The 13,791-nt window shown below is 71.0% G+C and carries 14 protein-coding genes and 1 pseudogene; 8 read left to right on the forward strand and 7 right to left on the reverse strand.

The window, feature by feature from the left end; genetic code table 11:
- Positions 1 to 9 precede the first annotated feature (9 nt).
- Positions 10 to 1,464 (reverse strand): multicopper oxidase family protein, encoded by a 1,455-nt coding sequence (locus ACWJI7_RS04290; protein WP_479935675.1) that lies wholly within the window; start codon positions 1,462 to 1,464, stop codon positions 10 to 12.
- 166 nt (positions 1,465 to 1,630) lie between these two features.
- Here ACWJI7_RS04290 and ACWJI7_RS04295 point away from each other — a divergent pair, with 166 nt between their 5' ends.
- The 4 genes and pseudogenes from ACWJI7_RS04295 (at position 1,631) to ACWJI7_RS04310 (ending at position 4,260) form a co-directional block, all read left to right on the forward strand.
- On the forward strand, positions 1,631 to 2,377 hold the full coding sequence (locus tag ACWJI7_RS04295; protein WP_479935676.1) for a DUF305 domain-containing protein: 747 nt from the start codon (positions 1,631 to 1,633) through the stop codon (positions 2,375 to 2,377).
- A gap of 121 nt (positions 2,378 to 2,498) precedes the next feature.
- Positions 2,499 to 2,792 carry a hypothetical protein gene (locus ACWJI7_RS04300; protein ID WP_479935678.1) on the forward strand — a complete coding sequence of 98 codons (294 nt, stop codon included), beginning with the start codon at positions 2,499 to 2,501 and terminating at the stop codon, positions 2,790 to 2,792.
- Between the two features lie 318 nt (positions 2,793 to 3,110).
- Positions 3,111 to 4,021, forward strand: a pseudogene (locus ACWJI7_RS04305) (heavy metal translocating P-type ATPase).
- Positions 4,018 to 4,260 (forward strand): hypothetical protein, encoded by a 243-nt coding sequence (locus ACWJI7_RS04310; protein WP_479935679.1) that lies wholly within the window; start codon positions 4,018 to 4,020, stop codon positions 4,258 to 4,260. The pseudogene ACWJI7_RS04305 and the gene ACWJI7_RS04310 overlap by 4 nt, the downstream one beginning before the upstream one ends.
- A gap of 45 nt (positions 4,261 to 4,305) precedes the next feature.
- On the opposite strand, the gene ACWJI7_RS04315 is transcribed toward ACWJI7_RS04310, so the two are convergent.
- Complete coding sequence (locus tag ACWJI7_RS04315) at positions 4,306 to 4,956, reverse strand: HAD family hydrolase (protein WP_479935681.1); 651 nt, start codon at positions 4,954 to 4,956, stop codon at positions 4,306 to 4,308.
- A gap of 47 nt (positions 4,957 to 5,003) precedes the next feature.
- Between ACWJI7_RS04315 and acs the strand changes: the two genes are divergently transcribed.
- From acs to ACWJI7_RS04335, 4 genes are read left to right on the forward strand one after another with little or no spacing between them, the layout of a single operon-like run.
- Positions 5,004 to 6,971: an acetate--CoA ligase gene (acs, locus tag ACWJI7_RS04320; RefSeq protein WP_479935683.1), complete on the forward strand. Its 1,968-nt coding sequence runs from the start codon at positions 5,004 to 5,006 to the stop codon at positions 6,969 to 6,971.
- Positions 6,972 to 6,987: 16 nt separating this feature from the next.
- Positions 6,988 to 7,869 (forward strand): FUSC family protein, encoded by an 882-nt coding sequence (locus ACWJI7_RS04325; protein ID WP_479935685.1) that lies wholly within the window; start codon positions 6,988 to 6,990, stop codon positions 7,867 to 7,869.
- A complete protein-coding gene (locus tag ACWJI7_RS04330) occupies positions 7,866 to 8,921 on the forward strand; it encodes an FUSC family protein (RefSeq protein WP_479935687.1) in 1,056 nt (351 codons plus the stop codon). Before ACWJI7_RS04325 ends, ACWJI7_RS04330 begins: the two co-directional genes overlap by 4 nt.
- Positions 8,918 to 10,621, forward strand: coding sequence for a TolC family protein (locus tag ACWJI7_RS04335; RefSeq protein WP_479935688.1), 1,704 nt, complete (start codon positions 8,918 to 8,920; stop codon positions 10,619 to 10,621). The genes ACWJI7_RS04330 and ACWJI7_RS04335 overlap by 4 nt, the downstream gene beginning before the upstream one ends.
- Positions 10,622 to 10,648: 27 nt before the next feature.
- Here ACWJI7_RS04335 and ACWJI7_RS04340 read toward each other — a convergent pair whose 3' ends face one another.
- Genes ACWJI7_RS04340 through ACWJI7_RS04360 form a run of 5 tightly spaced genes read right to left on the reverse strand, consistent with a single transcriptional unit; the run spans position 10,649 to position 13,738 of the window.
- Positions 10,649 to 10,831, reverse strand: a complete 183-nt coding sequence (locus ACWJI7_RS04340; RefSeq protein ID WP_479935690.1) for a hypothetical protein — start codon at positions 10,829 to 10,831, stop codon at positions 10,649 to 10,651.
- Positions 10,828 to 12,087 carry an NHLP bacteriocin system secretion protein gene (locus ACWJI7_RS04345; RefSeq protein ID WP_479935692.1) on the reverse strand — a complete coding sequence of 420 codons (1,260 nt, stop codon included), beginning with the start codon at positions 12,085 to 12,087 and terminating at the stop codon, positions 10,828 to 10,830. The genes ACWJI7_RS04340 and ACWJI7_RS04345 overlap by 4 nt, the downstream gene beginning before the upstream one ends.
- A gap of 31 nt (positions 12,088 to 12,118) precedes the next feature.
- Entirely contained in the window at positions 12,119 to 12,436 is a 318-nt protein-coding gene (locus tag ACWJI7_RS04350; protein WP_479935694.1) for a DUF805 domain-containing protein, read from the reverse strand.
- A gap of 59 nt (positions 12,437 to 12,495) precedes the next feature.
- Positions 12,496 to 13,269 carry a DUF1350 family protein gene (locus tag ACWJI7_RS04355; RefSeq protein ID WP_479935696.1) on the reverse strand — a complete coding sequence of 258 codons (774 nt, stop codon included), beginning with the start codon at positions 13,267 to 13,269 and terminating at the stop codon, positions 12,496 to 12,498.
- Positions 13,270 to 13,273: 4 nt separating this feature from the next.
- Positions 13,274 to 13,738, reverse strand: coding sequence for a peroxiredoxin (locus ACWJI7_RS04360; protein ID WP_479935698.1), 465 nt, complete (start codon positions 13,736 to 13,738; stop codon positions 13,274 to 13,276).
- Positions 13,739 to 13,791 lie beyond the last annotated feature (53 nt).

Genomic DNA, 13,791 nt, shown 5'->3' on the forward strand with positions numbered 1-13,791 from the left:
GGCCACCTCTCACCCGCTCCGCTCCTCGATCTGCAGCACCCCCATCATCCCCCTGTCCTCATGGTCGAGGTTGTGGCAGTGGTACACGGTGCGTCCCGGAAAGGTTCGGAAGCTGACTCGCAGCCGCAGCTCCTCCCCCGCCCGCAGCAACACCGTGTCCTTCCACTGCCGCTGGGGTTCCGGGCGTCCATTGCGACTGATCACCTGAAACGGATTGATGTGCAGGTGGAAGGGATGGTCGAGGTGGGGGTCGCTGTTGACGATCAGCCAGTCTTCGGTGCTTCCCAGGGCGACCCGGGTGTCGATTCGTCCTTGGCTGAAAGCCCGGCCATTGATCAGGAAGGCCATCCCACCCCCACCACCCCTGCCCATGCCCCTGCCCATGCCCATGCCCATGCCCATGCCCATGCCATGGGAGAACACGAAGCGGCGGGTGCGCTCCGGCTCCGGCAGGGAGGGTACGGGAATCAGGGCTGCCGGCAGCTCCAGAGGGTCCACGACTCCGGCATAGGTCAGGGTGGCGAGGGTCTGGGGCCGAGACCAGCGATCCAGCAGACGGTACGTGCCAGGAGTCTGGTGGCCCTGCACCAACAGATCGGCCCGCTCACCGGGGGCGAGAACTAGCTCCTCAAGGGGCTGGGGGCTGCCGATCGCTCCCCCATCGGTGGCGATCAGCACCAGCGGATGGCCCTCCAGGGCGAGGCGGTAGATGCGGGCGTTGGAGGCATTGAGCAGACGCCATCGCAACAGGCCGCCATGGGGCAGGGTCAGGGAGGGTTGGAGCCTGCCGTTGATCGTGAGCAGAGCCCCCTGGCGTCCGAGCCGGCCGGCCCTGCCCAGTCCCCGTCCCATGGCGCCGGCACCGGGGGAGGCGGCGGCGGGGAGATCCTTGAGCACCAGGATGGCCTCCGTGGCCGCCCGCACTTCCGGGATCCGATCCAGTGCGCCGCGCACCACCAGCGCACCTCCCAGCCCGCCGAACACCTGATCGGCGGTGGTGCCGTGGTGGTGGGGGTGGTAATAGAACAGCCCCCCTGGGTGATCCTCGGGCAGGGTGAAGGCATAGGTTGCGGTTTCCCCCGGCTCGACCGTCCGGAAGACGTTGTCCGCGCTGCCGCCCGGGGGGATGTGCAGGCCGTGAAAGTGCAGGTTGGTCGGCTGATCCAGGGCATTGCGCAGCCGCAGCTGTACCCGGTCCCCCGGCTGGAACTCCAGCACGGGCCCGGGGCTGTGGCCGTTGTAGGCGAGGAGGGCGGCGGGTCCGTCGGGGACCAGCCCCGGGGTGGCTGCGGCCACCAGCTCCAGATCGGCCAGACCGGCTCGGGAGGTGTACCACGCCGTTCCGGCGGGGGGCGCGGGGTCCGGCGCCGGCAGCCGGGCCCAGAGGCGCCGGCCGGCCAGGGCCGTGCCCAGGCCCGCGATCCCCAGACCCAGAATCTGCCGGCGGCGAAGTCTGGGGGCCATGGCCGGGTCCTCGCCAGGGGGTGATTCGACCGTAGTTCCTCCCCCTGAGGGGAGAGTCAACCGGCGCTGTCCGTCCCGGCTCCAGCGGCAACCCCACGCTGACGCCAGGGCTTGACTCTCTAGTTGAGTGGAGACCATACGGTGAGCTGAGTTCTGCCCCGTGGCGATGCGCTCCGTTCTTCTGCCCCTGACGCTGGTCTGCCTCAGCACCCTCGCCCTGCCTCTCCTGGCGGCCCGCGCCGAGCCGGATCCCAGCCACGACCACGGACAGCACCAGCACGGCAGTCCCCAGGGACCCCCAGTCCCCGCGCCCGCTCCTGCGACCCGAGTGGACCATGACGACCACGACCAGGGTCACGCCCATGAGATGGGGCCCGCCGGCAGGACCTACGACCTGCGCTTCCTCGACGGCATGGTCCAGCACCACACCGGCGCCCTGCGGATGAGTGAATTCGTGTTCGGGATTGGAGCGCCGGGCGTCGGAGCCCTGGGCCAGTCGATCTGGCGGGAGCAGGCCAGGGAGATCCGGGCGATGGGGCTGTGGCGCAAGGCCTGGTATCCCCAGGCCCCCGTCTACCCCGTGGCCCTGGTGCCGGGCGGGGATCCCAACAGCCTCTCGGACCTCACCCGCATGAGCTCGGCCCAGATCGAGGGCATGCGGATGATGGGTGCTGGCCCCACCCGGGAGAACCGGGTGGTGTGGTTCCTGGAGGGGATGATCGCGCACCACGGCGGAGCGCTGATGATGGCCCATGACGCCCTGGCCAAGAGCACCAACCCCACGATCCGGCGCTTCGCCCGGGAGGTGATCATGGCCCAGCGGGCGGAGATCATCACATTGCGGCGGATGCTGGCGGTGGAGGGATTGCGCAAACCCGCTTACTACACCTTCGACCCCCTCTTCCGGCTCTGAGCCGATCCCGGGGGGGACCGGCTCACCACCCGGAGCCCCCCAACGCCGCCCGGAAGCCTCCCCGCGATCCAGCCATGACCGCCGCCCACAACCTCCTTCCGCCGGACCGGGCCCAGGGGCCATGGCCCTCTCCGCCCAGCGCGGAGGACGGGACAATTTCTTCTGCAGTCAGATGTGCCTGCAGACCTTCCGCAATCCCGAGCGCGTACGGCGTGTGATGCGCCGCCGGGTCGGCCTGGTCTTCGGCGGAGTGCTCGCGCTCGCCGTGCTCCGGGCCGCCGGTTTTCTGGCTCCGGCGGCCGGGATTAGCCTGGTCTCCTGGGTCCCAGTCTCGTTCCTGCCCTGGATGAGCTGGGGGATGTGGCTGTTCCTGCTGGCCACCCCGGTGCAGATCGTCGGGGGCTGGTCGTTCTAGGCCGGCAGCTGGACGGCGCTCAGGCGCCGCACGCTGAACATGGATGTGCTGATCGCCCTGGGCACCTCCGTCGCCTACCTCTATTCGGTGGTGGTGGTCTTTGGAGCGCAATGGCTGCCCATCGGCAACAACCAGCGCGACGTCTACTTCGAGGAGTCCGCCGTGGTGATCGCCTTCGTGCTGCTGGCCTTCATCGCCGTGCTGGTGATCTCCTGCCCCTGTGCCCTGGGCATCGCCACACCGGCGGCGCTGCTGGTGGGGGTGGGCCGGGGGGCGGAACTGGGGATTCTGATCCGCAGCGGCGAGGTGCTGGAGCGGATGGAATCCCTCGACACAGTGGTGTTCGACAAGACCGGCACCTTCAACCGGGGCACGCCGGTGCTCACGGACCTGCTGCAGCGGGAAGGCCAGTCGGGGCTGGAGGTTCTCCAGCTGGCGGGGTCGTTGGTGCATGGCTCGGAACATCCCCGGGCGGCTGCCATCGCCGCTGCCGTGGCGGCACACCCGCTGGAGCCCCAACCCCTGCAGGGGTTCGAGGCCAGGATCGGCGAAGGGATCACGGCCGTGGAGGCCGGCCGTGTGGTCTGGCTAGGCAACCGCTCCCTGGCCAGCCGCTTCCTCCCGGAACCTCCCGATCCGGCGGACGCGCTGCACAAACGGCTCGAATCGGAAGGCAACACGGCGATGCTGCTGGGGCGGGCCAGGCGTTGCGCCTGCTGCGGGGCCGCGGAATGCGGGTGATCCTGCTGAGCGGAGACAACCGCAGCACCGCTCGGGCCGTGGCCGGCCAGGTGGGAATCGATGAGGTGATCGCCGAGGTGAGACCGGTTGACAAGGCCGGCACGATCCAGTCCCTGCAACGGCAGGGGCGGGTGGTGGCGCTGGTGGGGGATGGCGTCAATGACGCCCCGGCCCGCGCCACGGCCGACATCGGCATCGCCATCGGCTCGGGTTCGGATGTGGTCAAGGAGGCGGGCGGCGTCATCCTGATGCGCACCGATGTCCGCCCCGTGGCGACCGCCATCCGGCTGGCGCTCGCCACCATGGCCAAGATCCGCCAGAACCTTTTCTGGGCGTTCATCCACAACACGATCGGCGTTCCGATCGCCGCCCTCGGCTGGCTGAACCCGATGATCGCCGGAGCGGCCATGGCCCTGAGTTCCCTGTCGGTGATCGTCAACTCGTCCCTGCTGCGTCGCTTCCGATCCGTCCGGCCGGACCCACAATGACGGTCCTCCGTTCAGCGGCGATGACCGGCAACCTCCAGGCCATCGGCTTGCTGATCAGCTGGGTGCTGGGCTGGGGGATCGGCGGATCCCTGATCGACGCGGGTCTGATCCAGGCCGGGGTCTATTCGATCGAGACAAATCAGCTGGGCACCCTCGCCACCTTCACGGTCTGGACCCTGCTCTGGGGAGCCCTGGGGCTCCGCCTCTACCGCCGCAGGACCGGCACCGGGGAGGAGTGAGCCCTCGGGCGGCGCACTGGGGCCCCGAACCGGATCGTCTATAGCTCAGAGCGCCACCTCGTCGAGGGATTGAACGCAGGTCACCTCGTCCGGATAGTGGTCATGGGAGAGGCCTGGGGGCAGCAGCACGTGCACCCGACAACCGGCAGCCAGGGCCGCCCGGCTGCCCGCCGGGGAATCCTCGAAGGCCCAGCAGTCGCTGGCCTTCACCCCGAGGCGCCGCGCCGCCAGCAGAAAGATGTCCGGGGCGGGCTTGCCCGCCAGCAATTCCGGATCATCCCCGTGCACCCGCTGGCGGATCCCGGCCAGCCAGGGGTGGGGGCCCGCCTTGAGGGCCACCGATGCCCGGGAACTGCTGGTGGCGAGGGCCATCGGAATGCCGCGCTCCAGGCAGCGACCGACCAGTTCCGGTGCGCCCGCCATCGGCGGGGCCTGCACCAACAGGGCCTCGGCGATGGGCTGCCGCACCGCGAGCAACGCCTCGATGCTGGGACCGCTCCGTCCCTCCTCGCCGATCCAGTGGATCACCTGTCGGGCGCAGTCGAGCCGGCGGCGGCCCCGCAGGGCCAGCAGTGCCGCTTCATCGAGCGGGAGGCCGAACTGCGCCGCCGCCTCGCTCCAGGCCCGGGCATGGAGCGGCTCGGTGTCGAGCAGCAGTCCATCGAGATCAAACAGGCAGGCCGCGGGGGGAATCATGGCCGCATCCTCTCAGTCCACAATGGGGCCCCGTCAGCCCGGAGCCGATGAGCGAGGACACGATCGAATCGGTGCTGCAGGAAGCCCGTGTCTTCGCCCCGCCGGCGGAACTGGCGGCCGGGGCCCGCATCGGCAGCCTGGCGGCCTACCGCGCCCTGGTGGCCGAGGTGGAGGCCGATCCCGACGCCTTCTGGGGGCGCCAGGCCCGCGAACTGCTGCACTGGTTCGAGCCCTTCCACACGGTGCTCGACTGGAGCAACCCGCCCTTCGCCCGCTGGTTCGAGGGTGGCACCACCAACCTCGCCTACAACTGCCTCGACCGGCATCTGCAGGGCCCCCGGGCCGAGAAGACCGCCCTGATCTGGGAAGGGGAGCCCGGCGACAGCCGCCGCTTCACCTACCGCGAACTGCACGCCCAGGTCTGCCAGGCCGCCAATGCCCTCAAGGCCCTCGGGATCGGCAAGGGCGACCTGGTGGCCCTGTACATGCCCATGGTGCCGGAAGCGGCGATCGCCATGCTGGCCTGCGCCCGCCTCGGTGCCCCCCACTCGGTGGTGTTCGGCGGTTTCTCGGCTGAGGCCCTGCGGGACCGGCTGATCGACGGCGGCGTCAAAGCCGTGATCACCGCCGACGGCGGCTTCCGCAAGGACAAGGCGGTGGCGCTCAAGCCCGCGGTGGATCAGGCCCTCGCCGATGGCGCCTGCCCCACCGTGGAGCAGGTGCTGGTGGTGCGCCGCACCGGGGAGCCCACGGCGATGCAGGAGGGCCGCGACTGCTGGTGGCATGCGCTGGTGGAGGCCCAGGGCGCCGATTGCCCGGCCGAGCCGATGGCCAGCGAAGACCGCCTCTTCGTGCTCTACACCTCCGGCTCCACCGGCAAACCCAAGGGGGTGGTCCACACCACCGCCGGCTACAACCTCTGGGCCCAGCTCACCTTCCAGTGGATCTTCGACCTCCGCGACGACGACGTGCACTGGTGCACCGCCGATGTGGGCTGGATCACCGGCCACAGCTACATCGTCTACGGCCCCCTCTCCGCCGGCGCCACCACGGTGATGTACGAGGGGGCTCCGCGTCCGTCGAAACCCGGGGCCTTCTGGGAGCTGATCGAGAAGCACAAGGTGAGCTTGTTCTATACCGCGCCCACGGCGATCCGGGCCTTCATGAAGAGCGGCCGCGAGGTGCCCGATCAGTCCGACATGGGCAGCCTGCGCATCCTGGGCACGGTGGGGGAGCCGATCAATCCCGAGGCCTGGATCTGGTACCGGGAGGTGATCGGCCGTGGCCGCTGCCCGATCATCGACACCTGGTGGCAGACCGAAACCGGCGGCGTGATGATCAGCCCCCTGCCCGGGGCCACCCCCACCAAGCCGGGATCCGCCACCCTGCCGCTGCCGGGGATCGCCGCCGATGTGGTCGACAGCGACGGCCGCAGCGTGGGCGTGGATGAAGGCGGTTATCTGGCGGTGCGCCGCCCCTGGCCGGGGATGATGCGCACGGTCCATGGGGACCCTGAGCGCTTCCGCAGGAGCTACTGGGAGCACATCGCCGGCGCCGATGGCCGCCCGCTCTACTTCGCCGGCGATGGGGCCCGCCGCGATGCCGACGGCTACTACTGGGTGATGGGCCGGGTCGATGACGTGATCAGCGTGTCGGGGCACCGGCTGGGTTCGATGGAGATCGAATCGGCGCTGGTGAGCCATCCGGCCGTGGCCGAAGCCGCCGTGGTGGGCCGCCCCGACGCCCTCAAAGGCGAAGGCATCGTCGCCTTCGTGACCCTGCAGGCGGACCGCAGCGGCGACGAGTCGTTGGCGGCCGAACTGCGCCGGCATGTGGGCATCGAAATCGGCGTGATCGCCCGCCCCGATGAAATCCGCTTCAGCGACGCCCTGCCGAAAACCCGCAGCGGCAAGATCATGCGCCGCATCCTGCGGGCCCTGGCCGCCGGGGAGGAGGTGAGCGGCGACACCAGCACCCTGGAGGACCGTTCCGTGCTTGACGCCCTGCGGGTCTGAGCGGCAGGGGGCGGCCATGCGCGCCGATCTGTGGCATCAGAGCCTGCGGCTGGGTCTGGCCGCCGGGATCACGGCCTCGATCGCGCTCTGGAGCCAGCGGATCGAATTCGTCTGGTATCCGCTGCTGGCAGTGATCTTCGTCATCGACGACAACGACGAGCGCACGCTGGCCTCCGCCCGGGCCCGGCTGCTCGGCACCGCCACGGGGGGGCTGGTGGCCTTCCTGGTGCACACGATCGCGTCCGGCTGGGGAGCGGTGCTGCTGTCATTGCTGATCACGGTGCCCCTGCTGCGCCTGCTGGGCTGGCACCAGGGCCTCTCGACGGCCGTGACGATCACGATCCTGTTCCTGCTGATTCCCGGCTACACCGCCCTGAACTGGGACTACGTCTTCAACCGCACCCTCGACACCAGCGTCGGCATCGGGATCGCCCTGCTCTGCGGCCTGGGGCTCTGGCCCCGCGACCGACTGGAGCGGATCACGGGGCTCGATCGCGAGCTGCGGGCCGCGATCGCACACCAGGAACAGGCCTGGAAGGACTGGCGCCAGGGGCGCCGCGACGGAGCGGCGTCGGCACCGCCCGGGCCCCTGCCCCCCGCCCGGCTCTCCACCGACCTGCTGGAGCTGGAGCGCCTGGTGCAGGCCGAACGCGCTCACCGGGGCGGAACCGTGGTCCGGCGTCAGCGCTGGGACCAGCGGCTGCTGCTCTGGCGCACCATCAAGCACCACTGGGTGCAGTACGAGCGGCTGATGACGCTGCAGGCCGCCCTGCCGGAGGGAAGTCCGATCCCGCTGCTGCTGCGGCAGTCGATCGAGGAGGAGGAGAGCCGGCTGCGCCATGCCCTCCACAGCCAGCGTCTGTGCGAAGGGCATCCCCGCGGCCGGGGGGCTCCATGATCCTGCCCCGACGCTCCGAGCTGCGGCTGGTGGTGGTGGTCGGCCTGAGTGCCGCCTTCGGAGCGCTCAATCCGGTGCCGGATGCCTACTACATGCCCCTGGCGGTGGTGGCGGTCATGGCGGGGAGCTATGGGGGCTCCCTGCGTCTGGCCCTGCAGCGCCTGCTGGGCTCCCTGCTCGGCAGCCTGATTCTCCTGGTCAGCGCCACGGGTCTGTCCGTGCCGCTGCCGCTGGCCCTGGCGGTGGCCCTCACCCTGATGCGTCTGCTCGGGGGGAGCATCGGGCTGGCCTCCGGCTACAAGGTGGGGGGCAACATCATCGTGATGGGCTGGCTGGTGCACACCGCCACCCTGACCAGCTGGGTGCCGCTGCGCCTGCTCTGGACCTCTCTGGGTGTGATCGTGGGCATGCTGGCGATGCGGCTGATCTGGCCGAGCCGGGCCATCAGCCAGCGTCACCGGACCAGCCGGGTGTTGCTGGAGGGGCTGGCCGGCGAGTGCCGCCGCCAGGGGCACGCCCTGGAGCAGGTCACAGCCGGGGACCCGCCGATCCGGATGCGCCGACGGGGGGAAGGGTTGCAGGAGGAGCGCAGCGTCCTCCAAGGGCTGCGTCAGACCCTGCCCGAAGCGATCACGGAGCTGGGCCCCCATCCCCTGAGCCATCCCCTGGCCCGGTTCTGGGAGGTGTTCGATGGGTGCTGCTCCACCCTGATCGGGCTCCTGGAGAGCCTGCGCACCCTGCCGCCGGTCCCGCCGGTCGCCCCCCCCTGGGTCGTGCTCCGGCAGGCGGAGGCCGAGCTGCTGCTCGCCATCGCCGACCGTCTGGAGCAGTGGCACCGAGGGTTCCCCATCCCACCCCGGCCCCGGGAGCTGCCGGAACTGGAGCACCTGCACCGGTGCAGATGCGCGATCCTGGCGGCAGACCCGGCCCAGGGCGCCGAGCTGCTGTCGGCGGGGCGGCAGCGTCAGGTGGCCCGACGGCTCACACTGGCGCACCAGGCTGGCCAGGCGATCGAAACGATGGAGGAGCATTGGGCGGAGCTGCGTCCATGAGCCGGTCGGGATCGGCTGGCCTCGGACTTCTGCTGGTTCTGGGTCTTGCCACTGCCGGCCGGGCGATGGATCCCCCGGTGCCCCACACGGCTCCGGCCGGCACCGAAGGGCTCCGGCGCCGCTGGGAGCGGCTGGACGAGGAGCTCCGGCTGCTCGATGGGGGTCTCCTGCCCCCCGAAGGCAGCGGCCCGGCGGAGGCTCCCGCGGCGCCCCCCACCCGGCCGTTGCCTCCGCCGCCGCCCCTGGCCCTGCCGAGCGCGGCGGCCCTCAGCCGGCCCGGGGAGCTGGAGCTGAGCCTGGAGCAGGCGGTGCTCACGGCCCTGGCCCAGAGCCCGACGCTGGCCGTCCGGCGGCAGGAGGTGGCCGGGGCGCTCGCCACCCTGCAGGGGCGCCTGGGATCGTACTGGCCACGCCTCGCCGCGGTGGGCGGCCTTGGATACGCCCAGACCAACTCCCGTTTCGTCGCTCCCCAGGGCAACAGCGGCCTGGGCTTCGGAGCCAACTTCGTCCCCGACGGACTGCGGGCGGCCGATGGATCCCGGGTGGACGGGCCGTTCGCGGTCCCTTCGGGCGGGAGCGCCCGGCTCACCCAGGGGGTGCAGTCGCTGGGCGGGGGTGTGGAGCTGGAACTCGCCCTGGTGGATTTCGCCCGGCAGCCAGCGATCCAGGCGGCACGCGCCGAGCTGCGGCGCGCGCGCCACGCCTACGCGACCACCCTGCGGAACCTGCAGCTGGAGGTGAGCGAGACCTACTACGGCCTGCAGCGCGCCGACCAGCTGGTGCGGCTGCGCCAGGCGGAGCTGCGCAACGATGCGGTGGTGCTGGAGGAGGTGCTGGCCCTGCAGCGGGCGGGTCTGGTGCCGCGGCTGGATCGTCTGCGTCGCGAGGCGATCGAAGCCGGTGCCGAGGAACGGCTGATCCAGGCCCGCGCCGACCAGGCGATCGGGCGGCGGAGGCTGGCCGCCTTGCTCAATCTGGCGCCGGCCCAGATTCCCAGCGCGAGCGATCCGATCGCCCTGCAGCAGCGCTGGCCCCTGGACCTGGAGGCCAGCCTGCTGGCGGCCTACCGCGATAACCCCGAGCTCGAAGCGGTGCTGGCCACGCGGGAGGCTCTGGCGAACCGGAAGGATGCCCTCGCCGCCACCCTGCTGCCGTCCCTCAGCCTGTTCGCCCTTGCCGGGGTGGAGAACACGCTGACCAACCAGTGGAACGCCTCGGGGGATTGCTGCGGGGTCACGGTGATCCCGAGCCTGCGCAGCCGGGGCACCGACTGGGCGGTGGGGCTGACCCTGCGCTGGCTCCTCTTCGACGGAGGCAGAACCGCCGCCGAAGTGCGGGCCCTGGCGGCCCGGGAGATCGGCGCCAGCCAAACCTTCGCCGAGCGGCGCAACGCGATCCGGCTGCGGCTGGAGCAGGCCTTCTTCGAGCATGAGGCCAGCCTGGCCAAGCTGGCCTCCAGTCGCCGCGCCGTGGCGGCCAGCCGGGAAGCCTTCCGAGACGCACGCCTGCGCTACGGCGCCGGCCTCGCCGACGAGACCACCCTCTCGCTCACCCAGGAGCGGCTGATCGCCAGCCTGGTGACGCGGCTGGAGGCCACCGTGGCGGTGAACGTCACCTACGCCCGCCTGCTGAGGGAGCTGCTGCCGGTGAGCGGTGATCCGGCATCCCCCCGGCCAGCCACGCTGCAGCTGCCGCCCTGAGGGCCAGGGAGTGCCGGCTCCCCGGCTTCAGCCGCCCCCGCCGGCGAGAAAGCGCTCGATGCGGTAGGCCAGCAGGGCCAGGAGCACCGCCAGCCAGAACCAGAGCTCCGGCGCATTGGCCTGGAGCAGAATCAGCAGGAGCACTCCCTCGGCCAGCAGCCAGGGCAGTTCCTGCCGCAGCAGGGGCTCGCGGCGGGAGGGCGGGCTCACGGTGGGCCGGAGTCGGGTGGGACGGAGCCCAGGCCTCGGTAGCCGCCGGTGAGGCTGCGCAGCCCCGGCAGCAGGTACGACAGGGGGGTGCGCCACTCCACGTAGGCATGGGAACGCACCGTCAGCCCGTCCCGGATGGGGAAGACGCCACTGCCCCGGGAAATCGTCCAGCGGTAGCCATCGAGGCTGGTGGCATCCCGCTCCAGTTCAATCTCGGCCCGCATCACGGGACCCCCCTCCACCAGGGCCCTGGCCAGCTGGGGATTGCCGATCGTGGTGGCGATGTCCTCCTCGCTGGCCGGCAGCACGTTGACCCGTCGGACGCGCCCCACGATGCCGCCGAAGCGGCCCCGCTGGTCCCAGTCGGGCACCACCTCCACGGGCAGATCGAGCGGCAGGCGGCGGGCGTCGGCGGGGCGGAAATAGGAGACGGCCCGCAGGCGGCCGGCCCCGACGGAACGCCCGATCGTGCCGAGCCGCTGGCCGGTGGACACCGTCTGCCCTTCGATCACCTGCAGATCCAGCACCCGGCCATCGCGGTCGGCGTGGAGCTTGCCCTCGAAGGCGAGCTGGGCTTCGGTCACCCGGATACGGCGGCGCAGATCATCGACGGCGAAGCGGCGCTGGTCCGCTTCGGTCTCGATCTGGAGCGCCACCTGCTGCTGCTCGGTGAGCAGGCGCTTCCGCTCGATCACCACCTGATCCAGGCTGGCGCCGGTGCCACTGAAGCTCTGCTCCACCGCCACCACTTCGGCGGAGAGCGGCGCCACCACCTCCCGTTCAGCCAGCCAGTCCAGCTGGCGCCGCTTGGTGTCCAGGGTGTCCAGGAGACTGCCGTAGCGGCGACGGTCGGCCTCCAGCTTGGCCAGGCCGACCGCCACGACCCTCGCCTCGGTGGAGAGGCGCCGGGCATCCCGCCCGGTGAGGCGACGATCCTGGCGTTCCAGTTCGCGCAGGTTGGCCCGCTGCTGCTCCAGCTGACGCTCCAGCACCGGCAGGTTGAATTCGATCAGCACCTGCCCCCGCCGCACCGGATCGCCGGTGGCCACGTGCAACCGGCGCACCTGGCCGCCGGAGCGGGCATCGAGCAGACCGGCGCTGTCGGGGGGAAGCAGCACTCCCTGGCCCACCACCTCGGTGGGGACCCGCCAGAAGCAGGCCCAGAGCACCAGGGCTCCGGCCATCACCGCCAGCCCGCCACCCAGCCGCTGGCGCGGGCTCCAGTGGTTCCAGCCAGCGGGCCGCCGCAGATCCATGGGCCCAGCTTGCAGGATCTGCCGCAGGCTGTCAGCCGGGCACCGACGGCAGCACCAGCAGCACGATCAGCCAGATGGCCCCGATGATCGGCACCAGGCCGATGAAGATCCAGGGCCAGGCCTTGCCGGCATCGCGCAGGCGCCGGACGATGAGGGACAGACCCGGCACGATCGTGGCGATGGCATAGACGTTGGAGATTGCGCCCAGCTGGCTCACGGCCTTCGTGAGCAGGCCCAGGGCGATTCCCACGATCAGATTGGCAAGCGCGAACCACCAGTAGTCGCCGCGAGTGGATCGCCCGCTGTAGTCGAAGGCGCGTTGCCAGCCAGAGATGTAGGCGTCGAACATGTACGGAATGGTCCACAGGTATCGGATCGCACAAACACTGTCCGGGCTTGGCAGGGCTGTCAATCGAAGTTGGACGAACCGTTGCGATCGGCCGCTCCGCTCCGGGCCGCCGGCCGATCCCGCCACCAGGCCTCGATCGTGGCCGCGAGCTGATCGATCTGCCGCTGGCGCCTGGGGTCATCGGCCCAGCTCCCCAGCACGGACTGCCGCAGACCGGCGCTGGCGGGGGTGAGATGGTCCCCGGGCTGCTGCTCCAGGCGGCTGGCATCGTGCGGACGCTGTTGCAGCACACCCAGCAGACGGCTGCTCTGGTCGAGCCGGTCGTCGCCGAAGCGCAGCAGCAGGTTGCGGGGCTGGCGGTAGAGCTGGCCCACCAGCCGCAGGGTCTCCTCCGGAGCGGGGCTGAATTCGGTGCGCACCCCCAACCGCGGGGCCAGATCGGCCAGCAATGGAATGGAGCGATCGGCCGAAAAGTTATTGAAACTCAGGGCGACCAGGCCGCTGCAGCCGCGCCCGGCATCGGGGGCCAGCAGGTGCAGCTTGCAACCGAGGCTGTGGCCGAGCCGCAGCACCGGCACCGCCCCTCCGGATCCGGCGGTGCGGGCCTGGCGGAAAGCCCTCCAGGCTTCCGTGGCCTGGGCCTGGTGATCAAAGCCGGGAACGTAGCTCCAGGCGTGGATCGCCAGCCCCAGCCGGGACAAGGCCTCGAGCAGACGCCGGTAGCTCAGCTGGGGGGTGGCCGCCAGGTAACTCCCACCGATGAACTCCACCAGCCCGAGCCGTTCCACCGGCTCGAGGCACCAGAGGCTTCCCTGCTGCCGCCAGCGGGCCATCGGCTCAGGCCTGCAACCGCTCAAGGGCGGCCAGGGCCTCCCTGGCATGGGCCGCGCCATCCAGCAGGTTGCTGAACACATGCCGCACCACCCCCTGCCCGTCGATCACGTAGGTGACCCGGCCCGGCAGGAGATTGAGCAGGGCGCCGGGGACGCCGAAGGCCTGGCGCAGGGCGTTGCCCCGATCCACCAGCAGGGGATAGGGCAGCCGGTGGCGGGCGGCAAAACGGCCATGGCTGCCGGCGTCATCGGCGCTCACCCCCCAAACTTCGGCGCCCAGGGCCTGCAGGGCCCCGTGGCTGTCGCGGAAGGCGCAGGCTTCAGCGGTGCACCCCGGTGTGTCGTCCTTGGGGTAGAAGAACAGCACCAGCGGCCGACCCTCCAGCCGGTCGCTGCGACGCTCCACCCCATCCTGATCGGAGAGCGCCACCAGGGGCGCCGAGGAGCCGGCCAGGACGGCAGTGGGCATGGGAGAAGGACCCAGGGATGACCAGCTTAGGAACGGGGAGCGCACCGGCGCCC

Source organism: Cryptocyanus atlanticus LEGE 06306 (genome assembly GCF_056633155.1).

Coding starts and splice junctions, on each gene's coding strand:
- ACWJI7_RS04355 (WP_479935696.1), bottom strand. CDS start 13,269: ATGGCCCGCTGGCGGCAGCAGGGAAGCCTCTGGTGCCTCGAGCCGGTG.
- ACWJI7_RS04330 (WP_479935687.1), top strand. CDS start 7,866: ATGATCCTGCCCCGACGCTCCGAGCTGCGGCTGGTGGTGGTGGTCGGC.
- ACWJI7_RS04315 (WP_479935681.1), bottom strand. CDS start 4,956: ATGATTCCCCCCGCGGCCTGCCTGTTTGATCTCGATGGACTGCTGCTC.
- ACWJI7_RS04290 (WP_479935675.1), bottom strand. CDS start 1,464: ATGGCCCCCAGACTTCGCCGCCGGCAGATTCTGGGTCTGGGGATCGCG.
- ACWJI7_RS04310 (WP_479935679.1), top strand. CDS start 4,018: ATGACGGTCCTCCGTTCAGCGGCGATGACCGGCAACCTCCAGGCCATC.
- ACWJI7_RS04345 (WP_479935692.1), bottom strand. CDS start 12,087: ATGGATCTGCGGCGGCCCGCTGGCTGGAACCACTGGAGCCCGCGCCAG.
- ACWJI7_RS04350 (WP_479935694.1), bottom strand. CDS start 12,436: ATGTTCGACGCCTACATCTCTGGCTGGCAACGCGCCTTCGACTACAGC.
- acs (WP_479935683.1), top strand. CDS start 5,004: ATGAGCGAGGACACGATCGAATCGGTGCTGCAGGAAGCCCGTGTCTTC.
- ACWJI7_RS04295 (WP_479935676.1), top strand. CDS start 1,631: ATGCGCTCCGTTCTTCTGCCCCTGACGCTGGTCTGCCTCAGCACCCTC.
- ACWJI7_RS04325 (WP_479935685.1), top strand. CDS start 6,988: ATGCGCGCCGATCTGTGGCATCAGAGCCTGCGGCTGGGTCTGGCCGCC.
- ACWJI7_RS04300 (WP_479935678.1), top strand. CDS start 2,499: ATGGCCCTCTCCGCCCAGCGCGGAGGACGGGACAATTTCTTCTGCAGT.
- ACWJI7_RS04335 (WP_479935688.1), top strand. CDS start 8,918: ATGAGCCGGTCGGGATCGGCTGGCCTCGGACTTCTGCTGGTTCTGGGT.
- ACWJI7_RS04360 (WP_479935698.1), bottom strand. CDS start 13,738: ATGCCCACTGCCGTCCTGGCCGGCTCCTCGGCGCCCCTGGTGGCGCTC.